The sequence below is a fragment of the Halomonas sp. MCCC 1A13316 genome (assembly GCF_014931605.1).
Classification (GTDB): Bacteria; Pseudomonadota; Gammaproteobacteria; order Pseudomonadales; family Halomonadaceae; genus Halomonas.
In genome coordinates this window covers 2,601,189-2,617,930 of record NZ_CP053382.1, presented here as the reverse complement: position 1 = coordinate 2,617,930, position 16,742 = coordinate 2,601,189, and the positions used below count along the sequence as shown (strand labels likewise).

Annotated in this window: 16 protein-coding genes; 12 read left to right on the top strand and 4 right to left on the bottom strand. The window is 62.7% G+C overall.

Annotation, left to right across the window (positions count from 1 at the left end):
* The first annotated feature begins 2 nt into the window (after positions 1-2).
* From flhF to HNO52_RS12075, 4 genes are read left to right on the top strand one after another with little or no spacing between them, the layout of a single operon-like run.
* Positions 3-2,225, top strand: a complete 2,223-nt coding sequence (flhF, locus tag HNO52_RS12090; protein WP_232090265.1) for a flagellar biosynthesis GTPase FlhF — start codon at positions 3-5, stop codon at positions 2,223-2,225.
* Positions 2,226-2,816: a hypothetical protein gene (locus HNO52_RS12085; protein ID WP_232090263.1), complete on the top strand. Its 591-nt coding sequence runs from the start codon at positions 2,226-2,228 to the stop codon at positions 2,814-2,816. It abuts the gene before it with no gap.
* Positions 2,813-3,235, top strand: coding sequence for a flagellar protein FlhE (locus HNO52_RS12080; RefSeq protein WP_197565555.1), 423 nt, complete (start codon positions 2,813-2,815; stop codon positions 3,233-3,235). Before HNO52_RS12085 ends, HNO52_RS12080 begins: the two co-directional genes overlap by 4 nt.
* A 56-nt stretch (positions 3,236-3,291) precedes the next feature.
* Entirely contained in the window at positions 3,292-3,990 is a 699-nt protein-coding gene (locus HNO52_RS12075; RefSeq protein ID WP_197565554.1) for an RNA polymerase sigma factor FliA, read from the top strand.
* A gap of 2 nt (positions 3,991-3,992) precedes the next feature.
* Here HNO52_RS12075 and HNO52_RS12070 read toward each other — a convergent pair whose 3' ends face one another.
* On the bottom strand, positions 3,993-5,195 hold the full coding sequence (locus HNO52_RS12070; RefSeq protein ID WP_197565553.1) for an EAL and HDOD domain-containing protein: 1,203 nt from the start codon (positions 5,193-5,195) through the stop codon (positions 3,993-3,995).
* An 83-nt stretch (positions 5,196-5,278) separates the two neighbouring features.
* Complete coding sequence (locus tag HNO52_RS12065) at positions 5,279-6,052, bottom strand: EAL domain-containing protein (RefSeq protein WP_197565552.1); 774 nt, start codon at positions 6,050-6,052, stop codon at positions 5,279-5,281.
* Positions 6,053-6,369: 317 nt separating this feature from the next.
* Between HNO52_RS12065 and HNO52_RS12060 the strand changes: the two genes are divergently transcribed.
* The 3 genes from HNO52_RS12060 to HNO52_RS12050 are packed head-to-tail and all read left to right on the top strand — an operon-like array spanning position 6,370 to position 10,645.
* Complete coding sequence (locus HNO52_RS12060; RefSeq protein WP_197565551.1) at positions 6,370-7,188, top strand: motility protein A; 819 nt, start codon at positions 6,370-6,372, stop codon at positions 7,186-7,188.
* Positions 7,181-7,867, top strand: a complete 687-nt coding sequence (locus tag HNO52_RS12055; protein WP_197565550.1) for an OmpA/MotB family protein — start codon at positions 7,181-7,183, stop codon at positions 7,865-7,867. The genes HNO52_RS12060 and HNO52_RS12055 overlap by 8 nt, the downstream gene beginning before the upstream one ends.
* 45 nt (positions 7,868-7,912) lie before the next feature.
* The gene (locus tag HNO52_RS12050) at positions 7,913-10,645 is read left to right on the top strand and encodes a bifunctional diguanylate cyclase/phosphodiesterase (protein WP_197565549.1); all 2,733 of its coding nucleotides are present in this window, start codon (positions 7,913-7,915) and stop codon (positions 10,643-10,645) included.
* Between the two features lie 27 nt (positions 10,646-10,672).
* Here HNO52_RS12050 and argF read toward each other — a convergent pair whose 3' ends face one another.
* Positions 10,673-11,593 (bottom strand): ornithine carbamoyltransferase, encoded by a 921-nt coding sequence (gene argF, locus HNO52_RS12045; RefSeq protein ID WP_197565548.1) that lies wholly within the window; start codon positions 11,591-11,593, stop codon positions 10,673-10,675.
* Positions 11,594-11,758: 165 nt separating this feature from the next.
* Here argF and grxD point away from each other — a divergent pair, with 165 nt between their 5' ends.
* Complete coding sequence (gene grxD, locus HNO52_RS12040) at positions 11,759-12,109, top strand: Grx4 family monothiol glutaredoxin (RefSeq protein ID WP_197565547.1); 351 nt, start codon at positions 11,759-11,761, stop codon at positions 12,107-12,109.
* Positions 12,110-12,336: 227 nt separating this feature from the next.
* On the top strand, positions 12,337-12,981 hold the full coding sequence (locus HNO52_RS12035) for an HPF/RaiA family ribosome-associated protein (protein WP_197565546.1): 645 nt from the start codon (positions 12,337-12,339) through the stop codon (positions 12,979-12,981).
* 26 nt (positions 12,982-13,007) lie between these two features.
* Here the strand turns inward: HNO52_RS12035 and rnt are convergent, their stop codons facing one another.
* Positions 13,008-13,673 (bottom strand): ribonuclease T, encoded by a 666-nt coding sequence (gene rnt, locus HNO52_RS12030; RefSeq protein WP_197565545.1) that lies wholly within the window; start codon positions 13,671-13,673, stop codon positions 13,008-13,010.
* A gap of 194 nt (positions 13,674-13,867) precedes the next feature.
* Here rnt and HNO52_RS12025 point away from each other — a divergent pair, with 194 nt between their 5' ends.
* The 3 genes from HNO52_RS12025 (at position 13,868) to HNO52_RS12015 (ending at position 16,719) form a co-directional block, all read left to right on the top strand.
* Positions 13,868-15,088, top strand: a complete 1,221-nt coding sequence (locus HNO52_RS12025) for an argininosuccinate synthase (RefSeq protein WP_197565544.1) — start codon at positions 13,868-13,870, stop codon at positions 15,086-15,088.
* A 72-nt stretch (positions 15,089-15,160) separates the two neighbouring features.
* Positions 15,161-15,460, top strand: a complete 300-nt coding sequence (locus HNO52_RS12020; RefSeq protein WP_197565543.1) for an HlyU family transcriptional regulator — start codon at positions 15,161-15,163, stop codon at positions 15,458-15,460.
* Between the two features lie 131 nt (positions 15,461-15,591).
* The gene (locus HNO52_RS12015) at positions 15,592-16,719 is read left to right on the top strand and encodes a DUF294 nucleotidyltransferase-like domain-containing protein (RefSeq protein ID WP_197565542.1); all 1,128 of its coding nucleotides are present in this window, start codon (positions 15,592-15,594) and stop codon (positions 16,717-16,719) included.
* Positions 16,720-16,742: the final 23 nt, after the last annotated feature.

The window sequence follows — 16,742 nt, the reverse complement described above, 5'->3', positions numbered from 1 at the left end:
CGATGAGTGTCATGCGTTTCGTAGGTGCCAACAGTCGTGAAGCCATGCGCCAGGTCCGTGCGGCCCTGGGCGACGAGGCCCTGATCCTGGCCAACCGACACACCGAGCAGGGTGTCGAGATCCTGGCGATGGCCGAGTCGGCGGCGACCGATGGCAATGTCGGCAGCGGCGACTCCTCGCCGCGGCCAGATGAACCGAGTTCCCTGCCAACCGCAGCGCCTGCTAGGCCGGCAAGCCCCGACCCGGCCCAGGCTTTCGAAGCCATGAGTGCAAGGCTGCTCGAGGAGATGCGCGACATGCGCGCACTGCTCTCGCGTGAGCGTAGCCAGCCGGAATCGACCGGGACGCTGGGTGAGCAGCTCGTGCTGACGATGCGGGAGGCCGGCTTCGGCCAGGTGCTGGCTGAAGAGGTGGTGTCGGCCCTGCCCGAAGAGTTGGCGCTGACGACGGCCATGGATGAGCGTGCCTTGGCGTGGCTGGCGCGCCAGTTGGCCAGGCGGTTGAGCGGCCTGGACGACGAGGCCGCCTTCATGGATCGCACCGGTATCGTGGCGCTGATCGGGCCCACCGGGGTGGGCAAGACCACTACCACGGCCAAGCTGGCGGCACGCTACGTCATGCGCCACGGCACTCGACCGGTGGCGCTGGTGACGACTGACAGCTTCCGTATCGGTGCCCATGAACAGCTGCGCATCTACTCGCGCCTGCTCGACGTGCCGATGTATGCGCTCAACGCCGACCAGCCGGTATCGGATTTGCTGGGCCGCATGAAGGGCAAGTCCTGGATCATCATCGACACGGTCGGCATGAGCCAGCGCGATCACCGCGTGATCGAGCAGGTCAGTCATCTTCACGGTGGCGATTCACCGGTGCGCCTGGTGCTGCTGCTCAATGCCGCCAGTCAGCCCGAGACTCTCGAGGAGGTCGTGGTGCGCTATCGCCAGGCGGCCCAGGCGGCCGGCGGCGAACTGCACGATTGCATCATCACCAAGCAGGATGAAGCGGGGCGGTTGGCGCCGGTGCTCGATATCGTCATGCGGCACGGGTTGCGTCTGCTGTTCGTCTCGCACGGTCAGCGTGTGCCGGAGGACATGGCACTCGCTGAGCCCGATGTCTTGATCGAGCAGGCCCTTGCCGATCGTGCACCGTTGGCAAGCCCGGCTGTACGGCAGGCGGCGGAGCCGGCCGCACGAAGTAGCGGCAATCTCATGGGGCAGGGGCGCCGCCTCGCCGCTGTATTGCAGGCGCTGCGCCAACGCCTGCCTGGCTTCGAGCACCTCGAAGAGGTGTGGAATTTGCTGGGGCTGCCGTCATCCATTCAGCAGCAGCGCCTCGAGCGGCTGCTGGCAGACTATCCTCGTACCGGCCAGGCGCTGGGCATGATCTGGAGCGACCGTCGCCGTGTGCCGGGCGAGAACTGGTCGATGCCCGACGTGGCGCTCAGCCCGGAGGGCACCTGGCTGGCGCTTCCGCTGTTGCAGCATCGCCAGGTGGCGGGGCAGCAGGCGCGCCTGGAGGCCTCGCGTGAGCGGTACGATATCGATGTGCATCTGTTGAACGGCCTGCCCGATGGTGAGTCGGGAGAATGGCTGGAACGCCAGCAATCGAGCTGGTGCAGCCAGGTACGTGGCAGCCAGCGTGTCGAGTACGCCGGCGAGCGCCGTACCCTGGCATCGCTCGTTGACGCTGGCGAAGCCGTTGGTGAAGTACGCTGTCGTTTCCGCGGCGCGCCAGGCCGACTCGATCTCTTCACGCTTCCCATCAGCGTTACCCTCAAGGGCAGTCGGCGCGATCAGCCGCGCCTGGATGCGCGGGCCTGGCTCGGTGAGGTTCGCGACGAGGAGAGTGGCAAGGTCCTCGGCAAGCGCTACTGGATTACCCCGGCGCAGTTGGGTCGCGAGCCCCAGTCACTGCTGCTTACGCTGCTGCAGAGTGACGTGCTGCCGCAGCTTGCACGCCGTGCCTGGCAGCGCCTGGACCCGGCCGAGCTGGGGGAGCTGCGTGCCGACCAGCGCCTGTTGATGGCCAGTGGTCTGGCGGCGGTGGCAGCTCATCTCGACCTAGCCGAGGACGAGGCGGCGATGGATCTGCGGGCGGAACTGCTGGGGCTCGGCGGTGGGCGTCGTCGTCGTCGCGACGTGGCGCTGCTCGAGTCGTTGGTACAACTCTTTATGGTGCGCGATGCCATTCGCCACCTGGGTCTCGGTGAAAGGGAGACAGGCTAGATGGGATGGGACCAGGCCGCAGGACTGCGCCAGTGGGCGAACGCTGAATCGCCGGATTGTCCGACACATGTGGCCGAAATGCTGGTCGAGCTGGCTGATTCCGCGGGGGGCATGATGGAAAGCTCACGGACCGCCACTCGGTCGCCGGCCAAGCCAGCACAGACGGGTGCTGGCGTGACGCCATCGCGTACCGCAGGTAACGCTCAGCAAGTGACACTGATGGTACTGGGCCTTCCGGGTACCGCAGAACGGCATACTGCCAAGGTAACCGAATTGCTCGAGAGCTGGGCTCGCGAGGGGCGGCGCTGGGTAGGCGACCCGCGGGCCTGGCGTGTTGTGGCGCTGCCGGTCAACAGCCCGCATTTGCCGCTGCTGGTCACACAGCAATCGCACTGGGCGCTTTGGGTGGACGACGATCTGGAAGCGTTTCGCCGTGGCTATCGCATGCTCAAGCAGATCGCCGAGCACGGTGGCCCGAGACGGTTACTCGCCGTGCACCCGCCGGGAGTGGGGCAACAAGGCCTATTGGCCAATCTGCAGTATGTGGCGGACGCTTATTTCGGTATCGAGCTACTGGTATTGGCGAGATGATACGTCAAGCGAGTGCTTGGCTTGCGGGTGTTGTCCTCTGTGGCTGGTGGGTGGGTACCGCCCACGCTGCCGGCAGTTGGGTCGCCAGCGCCCCCTCGCTGATGGTGGTCATGGCCGATCGGCCGCTGTCATCCGCAGCCTTGCTGCCACCCTCGCCCGAGCTGGCGCGTGGTCAAGTGATGGGGCGGGTCGGTTGGCAGTATCAGCCGCCGGTCGGCAGTGAGGTGAATGCCTGGCTATGCCATCCGGGAGACTGCGTGCGATTGCCGGGGCCGCGTGGGCACACCGACCTCATGGTGGGGCTGCCGGCCGATACGCCACTGTATTTCCAGTTTTCACTGCAGGATCGCCGGCAACGTGCCGCGACCCTGCAAGGGCTGCAGGTGATCGTCAATCATGAGCACCTGCAACGTCCCTGACCCGTCGAGCCGTTCAATCGAAGCTCGCGGGAATTGTCAGCCGTGAGAGCAAGCGCATGTACACAGCACGAGGCAAGATTGAACAGGCAGAGCTGCTGGACGAGTACCTGCCGCTGGTGAGGCGTCAGGCGCTGTCCATGCAGGTTCGGCTGCCGGCGAGCATCGAACTCGACGACCTGATTCAGGCCGGCACGGTAGGGCTGCTCGAAGCCATGGGGCGCTTCGACTCGACCCAGGGCGCCAGTTTCGCCACATTTGCCAGCCAACGTATCCGCGGTGCCATGCTCGACGAGTTGCGCAGTCGGGATTGGCTGCCGCGCAGCGTCAGGCGCAACGCGCGGGCGGTCGATGAAGCAGTGCGGCGCCTTGAGCAGACGCTGGGAAGGGCGGCCGAGGAGACCGAGATTGCCGCCGAGCTCGATATGGGGCTGGAGGAGTATCGGCAGCTGCTCAACGACACCAACAGCGGTCATCTGCTGCCCTTCGAGGCGCTGATGGCCGAGGGGGTCGAGCCTGGAATCGAGGACGCCTCGATCGATACTGCCTATCGTCAGCTCATCGACGAAGAGAAGCGTCAGCAACTGGCCGAGGGCATCGAGGCGCTTCCCGAGCGCGAAAAACTATTGATGGCGCTCTACTATCAGGAAGAGCTCAACCTCAAGGAGATCGGTGTCGTGCTCGGTGTGACCGAGTCGCGGGTCTGTCAGTTGCACAGTCAGGCGGTGAGCCGGCTCCGGGTGCGACTCACCGCCTAGGATTAAAGGTTATCCATCAGCGCCTTGGTGCTGGCCAAGGCATTCATGTAGCAATTGTGGAGGCGGTCGGCCGGCACGTCGTCGATGGCTTCCTCGACCTGACGCTCATGGTTCTCACACAGGGTCAGCACGGCACCGAGAGGCCCTGCCTGGTGCTTGAGGGCGTCGATGATCGGCTGCCCCAGTGGCAGGTGTTCGAGGAGGGATTGGCGATCCTCCTCGAGCAGGGCGTCCATCATCGAGAACAGGCCTGTGGTGAAGGCATCTTCGGGGTCGAGTGAAGGAAAGGGAGCCGCCAGGTTGCGGCACATGAAGGCACGGATCAGCGCCATGCGCAGCACGATGCGAGACGAGGGCTGCAAGCTGGACAGAGTCAGCGTCAGGATCAGTCGGCGAAGCTCAATGAGCCCCAGCAGTTGTACGGCACGATGCAGATCGACTTCCTTGCCGCCGCGATGGAAATAGCTCGAGTTGGCCCGGCGCAGGATGGCCACATGCAGGTGGGGTACCTGTACCACCAACTCATGGAGCCGGTTGAGATCGTTGTTGTCTTCGTACAGCGCGCGAATCAGGCGGATCTGGGCGGCACGGTTACCATGACGCCCTCGGGGGGCCGATGCGATGAAACTGGGCTTGGCGAGATACTGCCCGTGATAATAGTCGCAACCCATCGCCTGATAGCGCTCCAGTTCCTCCCGACTGTCGAGATTCTCGACCAGCAGCTTGACGTTGCGTGCGGGGAGCCGCTCCAGTGTCTCCTCGTCGAGGTCCTGGGGGGAGGTGAGCACGATGATGTCGCAGCGACCGAGCATTGCCTCCGGGTCCTGCTTCAGCAGGCGGGTCGATACGATGACCCGGTAGCCGCGCTCGCGGATATCGTCCAGGCGTACCAGCAGCTCGGCATCGACCGTGTGCGCTTCGGCAACGCCCAGCGCCAGGCGCGGTGCCGGCGTAGGCAGCAGTTCGGGGCGGTCGAGCCACTCCAGTGGCAGGTCGACGAACAGCGTCCTGTCACCCAGCAGACCGCCATCTCCGAGTTCGTAGACGGCGCTGGCCAGTGCCCTGGCCGTAGCGGCCATGACCTCCTCGGTTTCGGTGTCGGTTTGCCGGGTATAGACCAGGCGATCCGCCACATGGTGATGGCTGGCATCGTGAATCGGATGAAGAGCGACAGTGAAAGGATCGTGGTCCCTTTGCTCAGGCATGCTGCTTGGCTCCGTGCTGAGTGCGGTGCACTCGGAATATTCTCAAGTTTCAGGCTGACATGATCGTGATCGAACCGCTTTCACTAAATTGCCCGCTGCAATTCCCCCAGAGCCGGCTCCAGGCCAGGGGTCAGTCTCTCGAGGCCGGGGCGGGCAAAGAAGAAGCCCTGTTGTCGGGTAATGCCGCTGCGGGCAAGCCACAGGGCTTCCTCACGGGTTTCCACCCCTTCCGCCACCAGGTCGATGTCAAGCTCGCGCCCCAGGGCGATGAGGGAACGCAGGATGGCCTGGCGTCGCGAGTCGCTGTCGCAGCTCATCACCAGGGCACGGTCGATCTTGAGGCGGTCAGGGTGCAGTTCCACCAGCAGGTCGAGGTTGGCAAAGCCATTGCCGAAGTCATCCAGGGCGGTCACGAAGCCCATGTCGCGGTAGGCCTCGATGATGTTGCGCAGATGCTGTCCCTGAACTCTTTCGGTTTCCGTAACCTCGAAAATCAGTCGCTCGACCGGCCAGCCGACCTGTTCGGAAATTGCCAGCGTTGCCTGAATACAGGCCGTGGGCTCATAAACTGCGTTGGGCAGGAAATTGATCGACAGGCTCTCGCGCATGCCGAGCCGACTGGCGAGTTCGATGGCGCGGATTCGACAGGCCTGGTCGAATCGGTAGAGCAGGCGAGGCGTGACCTGCGCCAGGATGCTGGCCGCGGATTCGCCTCCCGGACCTCTCACCAGTGCCTCGTAGGCGGTGATGCGGGCCGAGGCAAGATCGACGATCGGTTGGAAGGCCATGGTGAACGGGAACGGCAGTGGCCCCTCGCAGCGTTCGCAATGTCCTTCCTTCTCGGCGCATCGATGCATGGCTACTCCTGTTTGGTCGCTATCGGCCAACTATTTGTTCTCCCGCACGCTATGGCCGCTGCGGGACTCGCTTGCCGGCAAGGTGCAAGCAAGCAGCGCCTACCATCATCCATCGAGACAGGCCGGATAGAAGGGCCCGCTGCCGACGAAGATCTCATGGCTAACGTATCGGCCGTGACCGAGGAAACTTTAGCGCGATGCGGAAAGGTTGATCTGGGTCAATTGGATGCAGGCTTTGTCCAGCCATGGCTAAAGTGTCACCATTCACAGCCGATATTTACCTTTAGACTCGATGCGCTTTATTTTCAGGAGCTTGCATGAATCCATCTACCATTATCGGCATGTTTGCCAGCATCATTCTGCTGGTCAGCGTGCTGTTCTTCACCGCCGAGTCACCGCAGAGCTTCATCAACCTGCCGGGCCTTGCCATCGTGTTGGCTGGAACCATGGCGGCCACCTTCATCAGTTATCCACTCAAGGAAGTCTTACGTGTGGTGCGTCTGGTGGGCTTGGTGTTTCGTCGGGAAAACACCTATATGCGTGACGATATCAAGGAGTTGGTGGATATCTCGCGGCTATGGTTCAAGGGCGATGTACGCGCCGTCGAGGCGGCGCTGGAAAAGGCACGCAATCCATTTCTGCGTACCGGCATCCAGCTGGTCATCGCCAATACCAAGGCGGAGGAGATTTTCGACCTGCTGCGCTGGCGCATCGCCAGGCTCAAGGCACGCGAGCACGCCGAGGCACAGATATTCCGCACCATGGCCACCTATGCCCCGGCCTTCGGCATGATCGGTACCCTGGTCGGGCTGGTCAACATGCTCGAAGTCATGGAGTCGGGTGACCTGCATGTCATCGGCCCGCGCATGGCGGTGGCGCTGCTGACTACCTTCTACGGCATTCTGCTGGCCAACCTGGTGTTCAAGCCCATTGCCGTGAAGCTCGAACGACGCACCGAAGAGCGGCTCATCGCAATGAACATGGTGCTCGAGGGGATCTCGTTGATTACCAAGCGCCGTCTGCCGTCCTTCATCGAAGAAACCCTCAACTCTTTCGTCGCCAACTATCACGACGAGATTCGCGATCCGGAAGTGAGCAAGCGCGACGCCTCCAATGGAGAAGCGCAAAATGCTTGATCGCAGCACGCGAGACGTGTTGCATCCCCCCGTTATCGACGGCGGGGACGGAGAAGGCTGGCTGGTAAGTTATCTGGACGTGCTGACACTGCTCATCACGCTGTTCGTATTGCTGCTCTCGCTGGCCGGCAACGGTGCCGCCATCAAGGGAAACCGACATGGCGGTGAGGCGAGTGCCCTGGTCACGCCGCAAGCGGAAGCCGTGGCTCGCATGGTAGCTGGTACAGGGCTCGAGCCGCGCCATGACGGATTGCAGCCGCATTTCCCCGGGCTCGACATCGAAGGTGTCAGCGTGACCGAGGGACAGCAGGGCATTACCCTGCGCATCGACGATAATCTGCTGTTCGACAGTGGCCAGGCCATACTCACCGGGCAGGGCCGGGAAGTATTGAGCCGCCTGCGCGAAGTGCTCGCGACATTCGAGGGCGACATCTCGGTGGAGGGGCACACCGACAGCATTCCCATTGCTACCGCGCGTTTCCCGTCCAATTGGGAACTCTCTTCTGGACGTGCCATCGCCGTGTTGCGCTACCTGTCCGAGCTGGGTTTGCCGGCCGAGCGCTTGCGTGCGGTGGGCTACGCCGAAACGCGTCCGTTGGATAGCAACGAAACCCCCGAAGGGCGTGCCGCCAACCGCCGCGTGGAACTCCTGTTGCACCAAGATGCCCCGAATGCCTAACCCTTGTATACGGTTAGCGCTCTCGATGGGAATCAGGGACACCGAATGACGCCAAGAGAGAAGGGAGGCGCCCGTCCGCCGCGTCGGCGCTGGTCGGCTTGTCAGGCTTCACTGCTCTACGCTGCCGTGATGGTATTGCTGCTGGCCGTAATGAGCTGGGCGCTCGTGGATCGTCACGATCGTGAGCTACAGACGGCGCGCGAGAGAACCCAAGCAAAAGCAGAACTCGTGGCTGAATGGGCGACCGCGGCATTTTCACGAACCGATGACACCCTGAGTGGTCTGGCCAATCATTTCGCGCTTTCCCTGAAGGACGAGGAGAACGTCTGGATGGCCGACGCCTTCGAAACCCTGCTGTCGCAGCGCCAGCAGAGCCTGCCATTCCTTGAAGTCCTGGGTATCATCAGCCATACCGGCACGTCGCTCTATACCACGCAAATGGGCAAATTGGGGTATGACGACCCTGAGGCACGGGCTTTCCTGCGCCGTTTTTTGCAGAGTCGCGAACAGGTACTCTCCGCCGTCTACTGGAACCCAGAGTTGAATGGCCGGCGCATGCTTTATCTGCGCCGAATGTTCGATGCCGAGGGCTACTTCACCGGCGTGGCTGCCGCGCATCTGGACCTGCTCTATTTCAACCAGACCTTGGAGGCGCTCCAGCTCGGCCCCGGAGATAACATCACCTTCATCGATGACGAAATGCGCCTGATTGCTCGGCGTCCGGGCCTGCAGGGCCTGACTGCCAACGAGGTGCTGGGGATGCGTATCGAGTCATCTGAAGTGGCCGAGCTCATGCAGGACGGTGCCGGTCGCTCAATGGTCATCACCTCTCCTCTGGATGACGAGCGTCGCCTCTTCAGCATGGCGCGAGTCGAGGGGTTGCCTTTTGCGGTGGTCGTCGGCGATAGCCTCAACCATGTCCTTTCCGGCTGGCGCGACAAGGTCGTGCTACTCGTGCTGGGGTGGCTGGTCGTGGCTGTCATGGGTTGGTTCCTCCTGCGCCACTATCGACGCTTGGCCCGTACCGAAAAAGAGCTATATCGCAGCGAGAAGGACCTGCGCCGGATCAACGAGTCGCTGCAGGCGGAGCTGGATATCGCTGCGCTGGCGTTCGATACGCATATGGGCATGTTTATCACCGATTCCAGCGGTGCCATTCGCAAGGTCAACTCCACCTTCGAGCGGATCACCGGATACCGTGCCGAAGAGGTGCTGGGGGAGAACCCGCGCATCCTCAATTCGGGGCGGCACGATGCCGACTTCTACCGAACGATGTGGACCAGCATTCACGAGAAGGGAAGCTGGCACGGTGAGGTGTGGAATCGGCGCAAGAACGGCGACATCTACCCCCAGTGGGTCACCATCAGCGCTGTCAGGAATGAGGGCGGCAAGGCCAGTCATTATGTCGCCACCCTCAGCGACATCTCGCTGCGCCGGGCTGCCGAGCAGGAGGTCCACCGCCTGGCGTTCTATGATCCGCTGACTGGCTTGCCCAACCGGCGCATGTTGCTCGACCGGTTGACCCAGGCCATGCAGGCCTGGGCGAATCATGAGCAGCAAGGGGCGTTGATGTTCATCGATCTGGACGGCTTCAAGCATATCAATGATACCCTTGGCCACCAGGTGGGTGACGAACTGCTGCAAATCATGGCCGAACGTATCGTCGAGGTCAGCCGCGAGTCCCAGTTGGTCGCGCGCCTGGGAGGCGACGAGTTCGTGATCTTGGCTCCGGAGCTGGGTAGCACGATCGAAGCTACCTCCCAGCAAGTGGAGCGCATCGCGACTCGCCTGCTGGCGAAGCTCGCCGAGCCCTGTCAGCTCGGCGAGCGCCGTCATCTACTCTCTGGAAGTATCGGCATTACACTCTTGGTGGATGGCGCCGAGGATGCGGAGGCGTGTCTGCAGCAGGCCGAGATGGCGATGTACCAGGCCAAACAGGCCGGTCGCAACATCTGGCGCTTCTTCGATCCGAGCATGCAGGCGGTAGCCGTGCGACGAGCGATGCTCGAAAGCGACCTGCGCCAGGCGGTACGGCGCAACGAGTTGCGACTCCACTACCAGGTCCAGGTCGATAGCCAAGACAGGGTGACCGGGGTCGAGGCGTTGCTGCGTTGGCTGCATCCGGAGTACGGCATGGTGCCGCCCGGTGATTTCATCACCATCGCCGAGGAGAGCTATCTCATTGTGTCGCTTGGTGATTGGGTGCTTGAGACGGCCTGTCGCCAACTGGCCGAGTGGACTGACTTGCCGAACCTGGCGGGTTTGAGCATGGCCGTCAACATCAGTCCATTGCAATTCCAGCAACCCGACTTTGTCGACCGCCTGGGAGCGATACTCGAGCAGACCGGAGCGCCTTCTGACCTACTGAAGCTTGAGCTGACCGAGAACCTGTTCATGGATGAGCCCGATGCGGTACGTGACACCATGCAACGCATCAAGGCGCTGGGCGTACGCTTCTCCCTCGATGACTTCGGTACCGGCTTCTCTTCGCTGAGCTACCTCAACCGGTTGCCGCTCGACCAGCTCAAGATAGACCAGTCCTTCGTGCGACCGTTGTTCGAGGACGCTGCCAATGCCGTGATTTGCGCATCGATCATTGATCTGGGGCGCAACCTGGGGCTGGAGGTTATCGCTGAGGGCGTGGAAACCCAAGCGCATCACGACTGGTTGGCACGGCAGGGCTGCCATGCTTTTCAGGGCTACTTGTATGGTCGTCCCGTGGCCATCGATATACTACGTGAGAAGCTCAAGGAGGCGGTCTGCCCCGCCGAAAGTTGATTCCCGACGGGGTGAATGGGAGCTGAGTCAGTGGTCGACCCGCCCCAGCAGCAGGAATTCGATCAGTGCTTTCTGGGCATGCAGGCGGTTACCGGCTTCCTGCCAAACCACCGCCCGCGGGTCGTCAAGCAGCGTCTCGCTGATCTCCTCGCCGCGATGGGCGGGCAGGCAGTGCAGGAACAGTACGTCGGGCCTGGCGCGGTCCAGCATGGCCTCATCGACCTGAAAGCCGGCGAAATCCGCCTCGCGCTTGGCTTGTTCCTCTTCCTGGCCCATCGAGGCCCAGACATCGGTAGTGACCAGATCGGCTCCGACCGTCGCCTCGGCGGGATCGTGCAGCAGTGTGATGCGATCGCCGGCGGCCTCGAGGATGTCCTGGCGCGGTTCGTAACCCTTGGGGCAACACACACGCAGCTTGAAGTCGAACTGGCGCGCGGCGTTGATCCATGAATGGCACATGTTGTTGCCATCGCCGATCCATACCGCCGTGCGCCCGCGCACGCTGCCGCGTAGCTCGGTCCAGGTCATCACATCGGCCAGCAACTGGCAGGGGTGATAGTCATCGGAGAGTGCATTGATCACCGGCACCGAGCTGGCGGCGGCGTATGACTCGAGGCCGGCATGGCAGAAGGTACGAATCATCACGATGTCGACCATCTCCGCCAGCACCCTTGCGGTATCCTCGATCGGCTCTCCGCGACCGAGCTGTGTGTCGCGCGGCGAGAGGAACAGCGCATGGCCGCCGAAGTGGGCCATGGCGGTTTCGAACGAGACCCGGGTGCGCGTGGAGGATTTCTCGAAGATCATCGCCAGCGTGCGGTTGGTGAACGGAGCATAGGTCGGCCCCTGGGCGCGCAGGCGGTTCTTGATCGTGATGGCGCGCTGGATGAGGTAGTGCGATTCTTCTGGGCTCAGGTCCAGCAGGGTCAGAAAATGGCGTGTCGCCATGGCGATCTCTCCGCGCGAAAAAACCACCATCCTAGCCAGCCTGCGGGGGATGCGCAATTCGCTCGTGATCAGTAGAATGGGGCCATGAGCTAAAGGCTGAGTATGGCACTCAGGTATTGTCCGTCCCGACATCCTCGGCATCCACCTCTTCCAACAGGAGCGCACATGAGCACTACCATCGAGAACATCCAGCGTCAGATCGGTGAAAACCCCATCCTTATCTACATGAAGGGCACTCCCCAACTGCCGCAGTGCGGCTTTTCCGCCCAGACCGTGCAGGCCCTGATGTCCTGTGGCGAACGCTTCGCCTTCGTCAACGTGCTGGATAATCCGGACATTCGCGCAGAGCTGCCCAAGTACGCCAACTGGCCCACCTTCCCTCAGCTGTGGGTGGAAGGTGAGCTGGTGGGTGGTTGCGACATCGTCGGCGAGCTGCACCAGAGCGGCGAGTTGGAAAAGCTGGTGAAGGAGGCGGCGGCACGTGCCAAGGCCAACGAGGAGGGCGGCGACGCCTGAACCCGTTACCCACCGAGTCCTAACAAGGCCCGTGAGCTTCGGCTCGCGGGCCTTGTGCGTTTCGGGCGGCGGATTCCTGAAGTGGAGACAAGACGCCCAGGTTACGGTAGGACACCAAAAGCCCCTGCGGCGACGATTGAAATAGCCCGCGCTCGCTACCACGCTGACTTTGGAATGCCGGAAATGGATTCAGGCACAAGTTTCAGAGGCAGGGAGGTAGTTGCAGTATGCAAACACCCTTGGAAATCACCTATCAGCACGTGTCACGCTCCGAATGGATCGACGAGTACATTCGGTCGCGTGTGGCCAAGCTCGAGCAATTCAATCACGATATCGTCTCCTGTCGTGTGGTCATCGAGCAGACCCAGAATCCCCACAAGACGGGCAACCCCTATCGTGCGCTCGTCGAAGTGAACCTGCCGGCCAAGGGGGAGCTCGTCGCCGAGAAGAGCGACAAGGTCACCGACCCCCAGGTCCAGTTGCGCCCGATCATCCGTAACGCCTTCGAGGCGATGGAGAAGCAGCTCAAGAAGCAGACCGCCAAGCGTGATGGCAAGGTCAAGCATCACAACGACGAGCCGATCCCCCCGGTAGCGACCGTGGTGCGCCTATTCGAGAAGGATGGCTATGGCTTCATCAAGAGCCTGAGCGGCGAGGAGTTCTATTTTCACCGCAATTCGGTGCTGCATGGCGACTTCGAGCGGTTGACCGTGGGTACCCGGGTACGCTTCGAACCCGACGAAGGCGAGAAAGGGCTGCACGCCAGCACGGTTCAGGTCATCGACAAGCCGGGGGTAGGCGGTGCGGCCGATGGCGAGGACGATCTCGACATGCCCGCCGGCTGGGAGCAGGACACCGGCACCCGCCACTGAGCATGTCCCGCCAGGGCCTTGGGGAGTTACAGTTCGTCGAGGCCCTGCTCGCGCTGTGCCAGTGCCCAGCCGCCCAGATCCTTGTAGCGGTTGACAATGGCGCAGAACAGCTCCGCGGTCCGCTCGGTGTCGTAGCGCGCCGAGTGGGCCTCCTGATTGTCGAACGGTATGCCCGCTGCGCGGCAGGCGCGGGCGAGTACCGTCTGGCCATAAACGAGGCCCGCCAAACTGGCGGTGTCGAAGCTCGAGAAGGGATGGAAGGGGTTGCGCTTGATGCCGCAGCGAGTCACCGCGGCATTGAGGAAGCCATGATCGAAGGCGGCGTTGTGGCCCACCAGCACGGCACGGGTGCAGCCGTAGGACTTGATCGCCTTGCGCACCGGGCGAAAGATCTCCCCCAGTGCCTCGGCCTCGGAAAGTGCGACACGCTGACGTAGGGGATCATCGAGCTTGATTCCGGTGAAATCCAGTGCCGACTGCTCGACGTTGGCTCCCGAGAAGGGCTGCACATGATAGGCGTAGGTGGCATCCGGCATCAGGTTGCCTTCCGCATCCATGGTCAGCGTCACCGCGGCGATTTCGAGAATGGCGTCGCGCTCCGCGTTGAATCCTCCCGTCTCCAGATCTACCACCACCGGCAGGAAACTGCGAAACCGCTGCGCCATCATCTCGCGAGTGATCGCCTCGCTCATGCACCTCTCCTCATCACGTGCCTCGTCGTTGTCGGGGACGGCTCCTTGCCAGCGCGCAACCGCCGCGGCCGGGCCGACTCTCATGGGCGAAAAGTCTAACAGCTTGGCTGCGATACGTCCCCCGCCGGTATTCGCCGGGCGGCAGCCACGCTATACTGCACGACTTGTGACGTTTACCTGAGAGGAGCCCTCGAATGTCCGATGTCAAGAAGGTCGTGCTTGCCTACTCCGGCGGCCTGGACACGTCCGTCATCGTCAAGTGGTTGCAGGAGACCTACAACTGCGAGGTGGTGACCTTTACCGCCGACATCGGTCAGGGCGAGGAAGTGGAGCCGGCGCGTACCAAGGCGCAAGCCCTGGGCGTCAAGGAAATCTACATCGAAGACCTGCGCGAGGAGTTCGTGCGCGACTACGTCTACCCGATGTTCCGCGCCAACACCATCTACGAGGGTGAGTATCTGCTGGGCACCTCCATCGCCCGTCCGCTGATCGCCAAGCGCCTGATCGAGATCGCCAACGAGACCGGCGCCGACGCCATCTCCCACGGCGCCACCGGCAAGGGTAACGACCAGGTACGCTTCGAGATGGGTGCCTATGCGCTCAAGCCCGGCGTCAAGGTGATCGCGCCGTGGCGCGAGTGGGACCTGACCTCACGCGAAAAGCTGATGGCCTACTGCGAGCAACACGACATCCCCGTCGACTTCTCCAAGAGCAAGAAGAAGTCGCCGTACTCGATGGATGCCAACCTGCTGCACATCTCCTACGAGGGAGGCATCCTCGAGGACCCATGGGCCGAGGCCGAGGAGGACATGTGGCGCTGGAGCGTGTCGCCCGAAGCTGCGCCGGATGCCCCCACCTACGTCGAGCTGACCTTTGAGCACGGCGACATCGTCGCCATCGACGGCAAGGCTCTGAAGCCCCATGAGGTGCTCGAGACACTCAACAAGATTGGCGGCGACAACGGCATCGGTCGTCTCGACATCGTCGAGAATCGCTACGTCGGCATGAAGTCCCGCGGCTGCTACGAGACGCCGGGGGGCTCCATCATGCTGCGTGCCCATCGCGCCATCGAGTCGATCACCCTGGACCGCGAAGAGGCCCACCTGAAAGACGAGTTGATGCCTAAGTACGCCAAGGTGATCTACAACGGCTACTGGTGGAGCCCCGAGCGGCGCATGCTGCAGGCCGCCATCGACGAGACCCAGAAGAACGTCTCCGGCGTGGTGCGCATGAAGCTCTACAAGGGCAGCGCCACCGTAGTGGGCCGCAAGTCCGAACAGTCGCTGTTCGACGAGTCGATCGCCACTTTCGAAGACGATGCCGGCGCCTACAATCAGAAGGATGCCGAGGGCTTCATCAAGCTCAATGCCCTGCGTCTGCGTATAGCGGCTGGTAAGGGCCGCCAGCAGAGCTGATCTGACGCGGTTCGAACCGAGACGCGCCGGCCCTTGGCCGGCGTTCTCGTTTGTAAGCACGAGGGGAGAACAATGCTGAAGAAACTGTTGGGTGGGCTGTTCGGGGCTGGCGAGTCCAAGCAGGGCAATGCCAAGGCCGCCGAGCCGGTGGAGTACAACGGCTACCAGATCGTTTCGGAGCCGGCGGAGCAGGGCGGCCAGTACCGCGTCAGCGGCTGGATCCGCAAGCCGGGTGACGACGATGACGTCCTGGAACACCGCTTCGAGCGCTCTGACCTGGTGCCGGGGCGCGAAGCCTGCGACCAGTTGATGGTGAGCAAGGCGCAGCGCTACATCGACCAGGCCGGTGACGATATGTTCAAGCCACGCTGATGGGCATAGGCATCCTGGGGCTCCTCTGAGACATTGATCGTCCTGGCCTGGCAGGCGTAATCCCTTGGCCCAAGTGCCTCATGACGTCTCTCTCGTTACACTCGCTTGACGTGGATGCGATGGGAGACGTTATGCAAGTGCTGCATCGGGCTTCACCCTGGCGCGAACTCTTCGTCGGCGACAAACTGCCGGAGCTGGCCAGCTTGTTGGAGCCACTACGCGAAGCGTTGGACGAGCTGGGACCGAGCCCCGACCTGCCCACCGCCCACGCCTGGCAATTGCAGCTGGTCGAGGCCCTGCAGCGGCTCGATCTGCCGGCCTGGCGCATCAGCCAACTGATCAGTGACCATAATGCCCAGCTCTACCGTCGGGCAATCCAGCTCTCCCTCGACGAGATGCTGGGGCTCGGCTGGGGTGAGCCGCCCGTAGCATTCTGCGTGTTGACGCTTGGCTCCATCGGGAGGCATGAAAGCCTGCTGGGACCGGACCAGGACAACGCCATGATCGTGGCCGACTACCCGGACGCTCGCCATACCGAGATCGACGGTTTCTTCCAGGCACTTGGCGAGCGCTTCACCGCGCGACTCGACGAGGCCGGCATTCCGTTGTGCAACGGTCATGTGATGGCGCGCTGGCCGATGTGGCGCAAACGCCTCTCGGAATGGTGCGAGCAGCTTGCGCTATGGACTCGGGATCGCCGGGTGAAGCGTGTCCAGCAGAGCAACATCCTGCTCGATTTTCATCCGGTATACGGCGATACCGACCTGGCCGAAGCGTTAGCCGAGCAGGTCGCACGGCTCATGCCCCATTCCGGCTTGTTCCTCGATGAAATGGCGAGCCTGCTCAACGAGGTACCCGTGGCGCTGGACCGCTTCGGCCGACTCGCCGGGGACGGCGAGGAGGCGCCGCATGAAAACGCTCTCAACCTCAAGCGCCAGGGTTTGCTGCCGCTGGTCAGTGCGGTGCGCCTGCTGTCGCTGCGTCATGGTGTGAGCGTGTCCGATACCCGCCTCAGGCTGTCGGCGCTGGTGGCGAAACAAGCACTCTCGGCGCGCCAGGCCAGGGTGGGAATCGCAGCCATGGAGCGCCTGCAGGAGCGGCTGCTTGCAGCACAGCTGGCGAGCCTGAAGGCGGGCGGCGCAGCCGATGGCTGGATCGACTTGGCCAAGCTTGAGGACGACCAGCGAATTCTGCTGCGACATGACATGCAGGTGATACGCAGCCTGGTTCGTGTCGCGCAGCGTGGAGCCGGCAGATAGTCGCCTCCCAAATGGCGGCGACT

Bases quoted from the DNA above. Each gene is read 5' to 3' on its own strand.
- flhF (WP_232090265.1), top strand. From the start codon at position 3: ATGAGTGTCATGCGTTTCGTAGGTGCCAACAGTCGTGAAGCCATGCGC.
- HNO52_RS12085 (WP_232090263.1), top strand. From the start codon at position 2,226: ATGGGATGGGACCAGGCCGCAGGACTGCGCCAGTGGGCGAACGCTGAA.
- HNO52_RS12080 (WP_197565555.1), top strand. From the start codon at position 2,813: ATGATACGTCAAGCGAGTGCTTGGCTTGCGGGTGTTGTCCTCTGTGGC.
- HNO52_RS12075 (WP_197565554.1), top strand. From the start codon at position 3,292: ATGTACACAGCACGAGGCAAGATTGAACAGGCAGAGCTGCTGGACGAG.
- HNO52_RS12070 (WP_197565553.1), bottom strand. From the start codon at position 5,195: ATGCCTGAGCAAAGGGACCACGATCCTTTCACTGTCGCTCTTCATCCG.
- HNO52_RS12065 (WP_197565552.1), bottom strand. From the start codon at position 6,052: ATGCATCGATGCGCCGAGAAGGAAGGACATTGCGAACGCTGCGAGGGG.
- HNO52_RS12060 (WP_197565551.1), top strand. From the start codon at position 6,370: ATGAATCCATCTACCATTATCGGCATGTTTGCCAGCATCATTCTGCTG.
- HNO52_RS12055 (WP_197565550.1), top strand. From the start codon at position 7,181: ATGCTTGATCGCAGCACGCGAGACGTGTTGCATCCCCCCGTTATCGAC.
- HNO52_RS12050 (WP_197565549.1), top strand. From the start codon at position 7,913: ATGACGCCAAGAGAGAAGGGAGGCGCCCGTCCGCCGCGTCGGCGCTGG.
- argF (WP_197565548.1), bottom strand. From the start codon at position 11,593: ATGGCGACACGCCATTTTCTGACCCTGCTGGACCTGAGCCCAGAAGAA.
- grxD (WP_197565547.1), top strand. From the start codon at position 11,759: ATGAGCACTACCATCGAGAACATCCAGCGTCAGATCGGTGAAAACCCC.
- HNO52_RS12035 (WP_197565546.1), top strand. From the start codon at position 12,337: ATGCAAACACCCTTGGAAATCACCTATCAGCACGTGTCACGCTCCGAA.
- rnt (WP_197565545.1), bottom strand. From the start codon at position 13,673: ATGAGCGAGGCGATCACTCGCGAGATGATGGCGCAGCGGTTTCGCAGT.
- HNO52_RS12025 (WP_197565544.1), top strand. From the start codon at position 13,868: ATGTCCGATGTCAAGAAGGTCGTGCTTGCCTACTCCGGCGGCCTGGAC.
- HNO52_RS12020 (WP_197565543.1), top strand. From the start codon at position 15,161: ATGCTGAAGAAACTGTTGGGTGGGCTGTTCGGGGCTGGCGAGTCCAAG.
- HNO52_RS12015 (WP_197565542.1), top strand. From the start codon at position 15,592: ATGCAAGTGCTGCATCGGGCTTCACCCTGGCGCGAACTCTTCGTCGGC.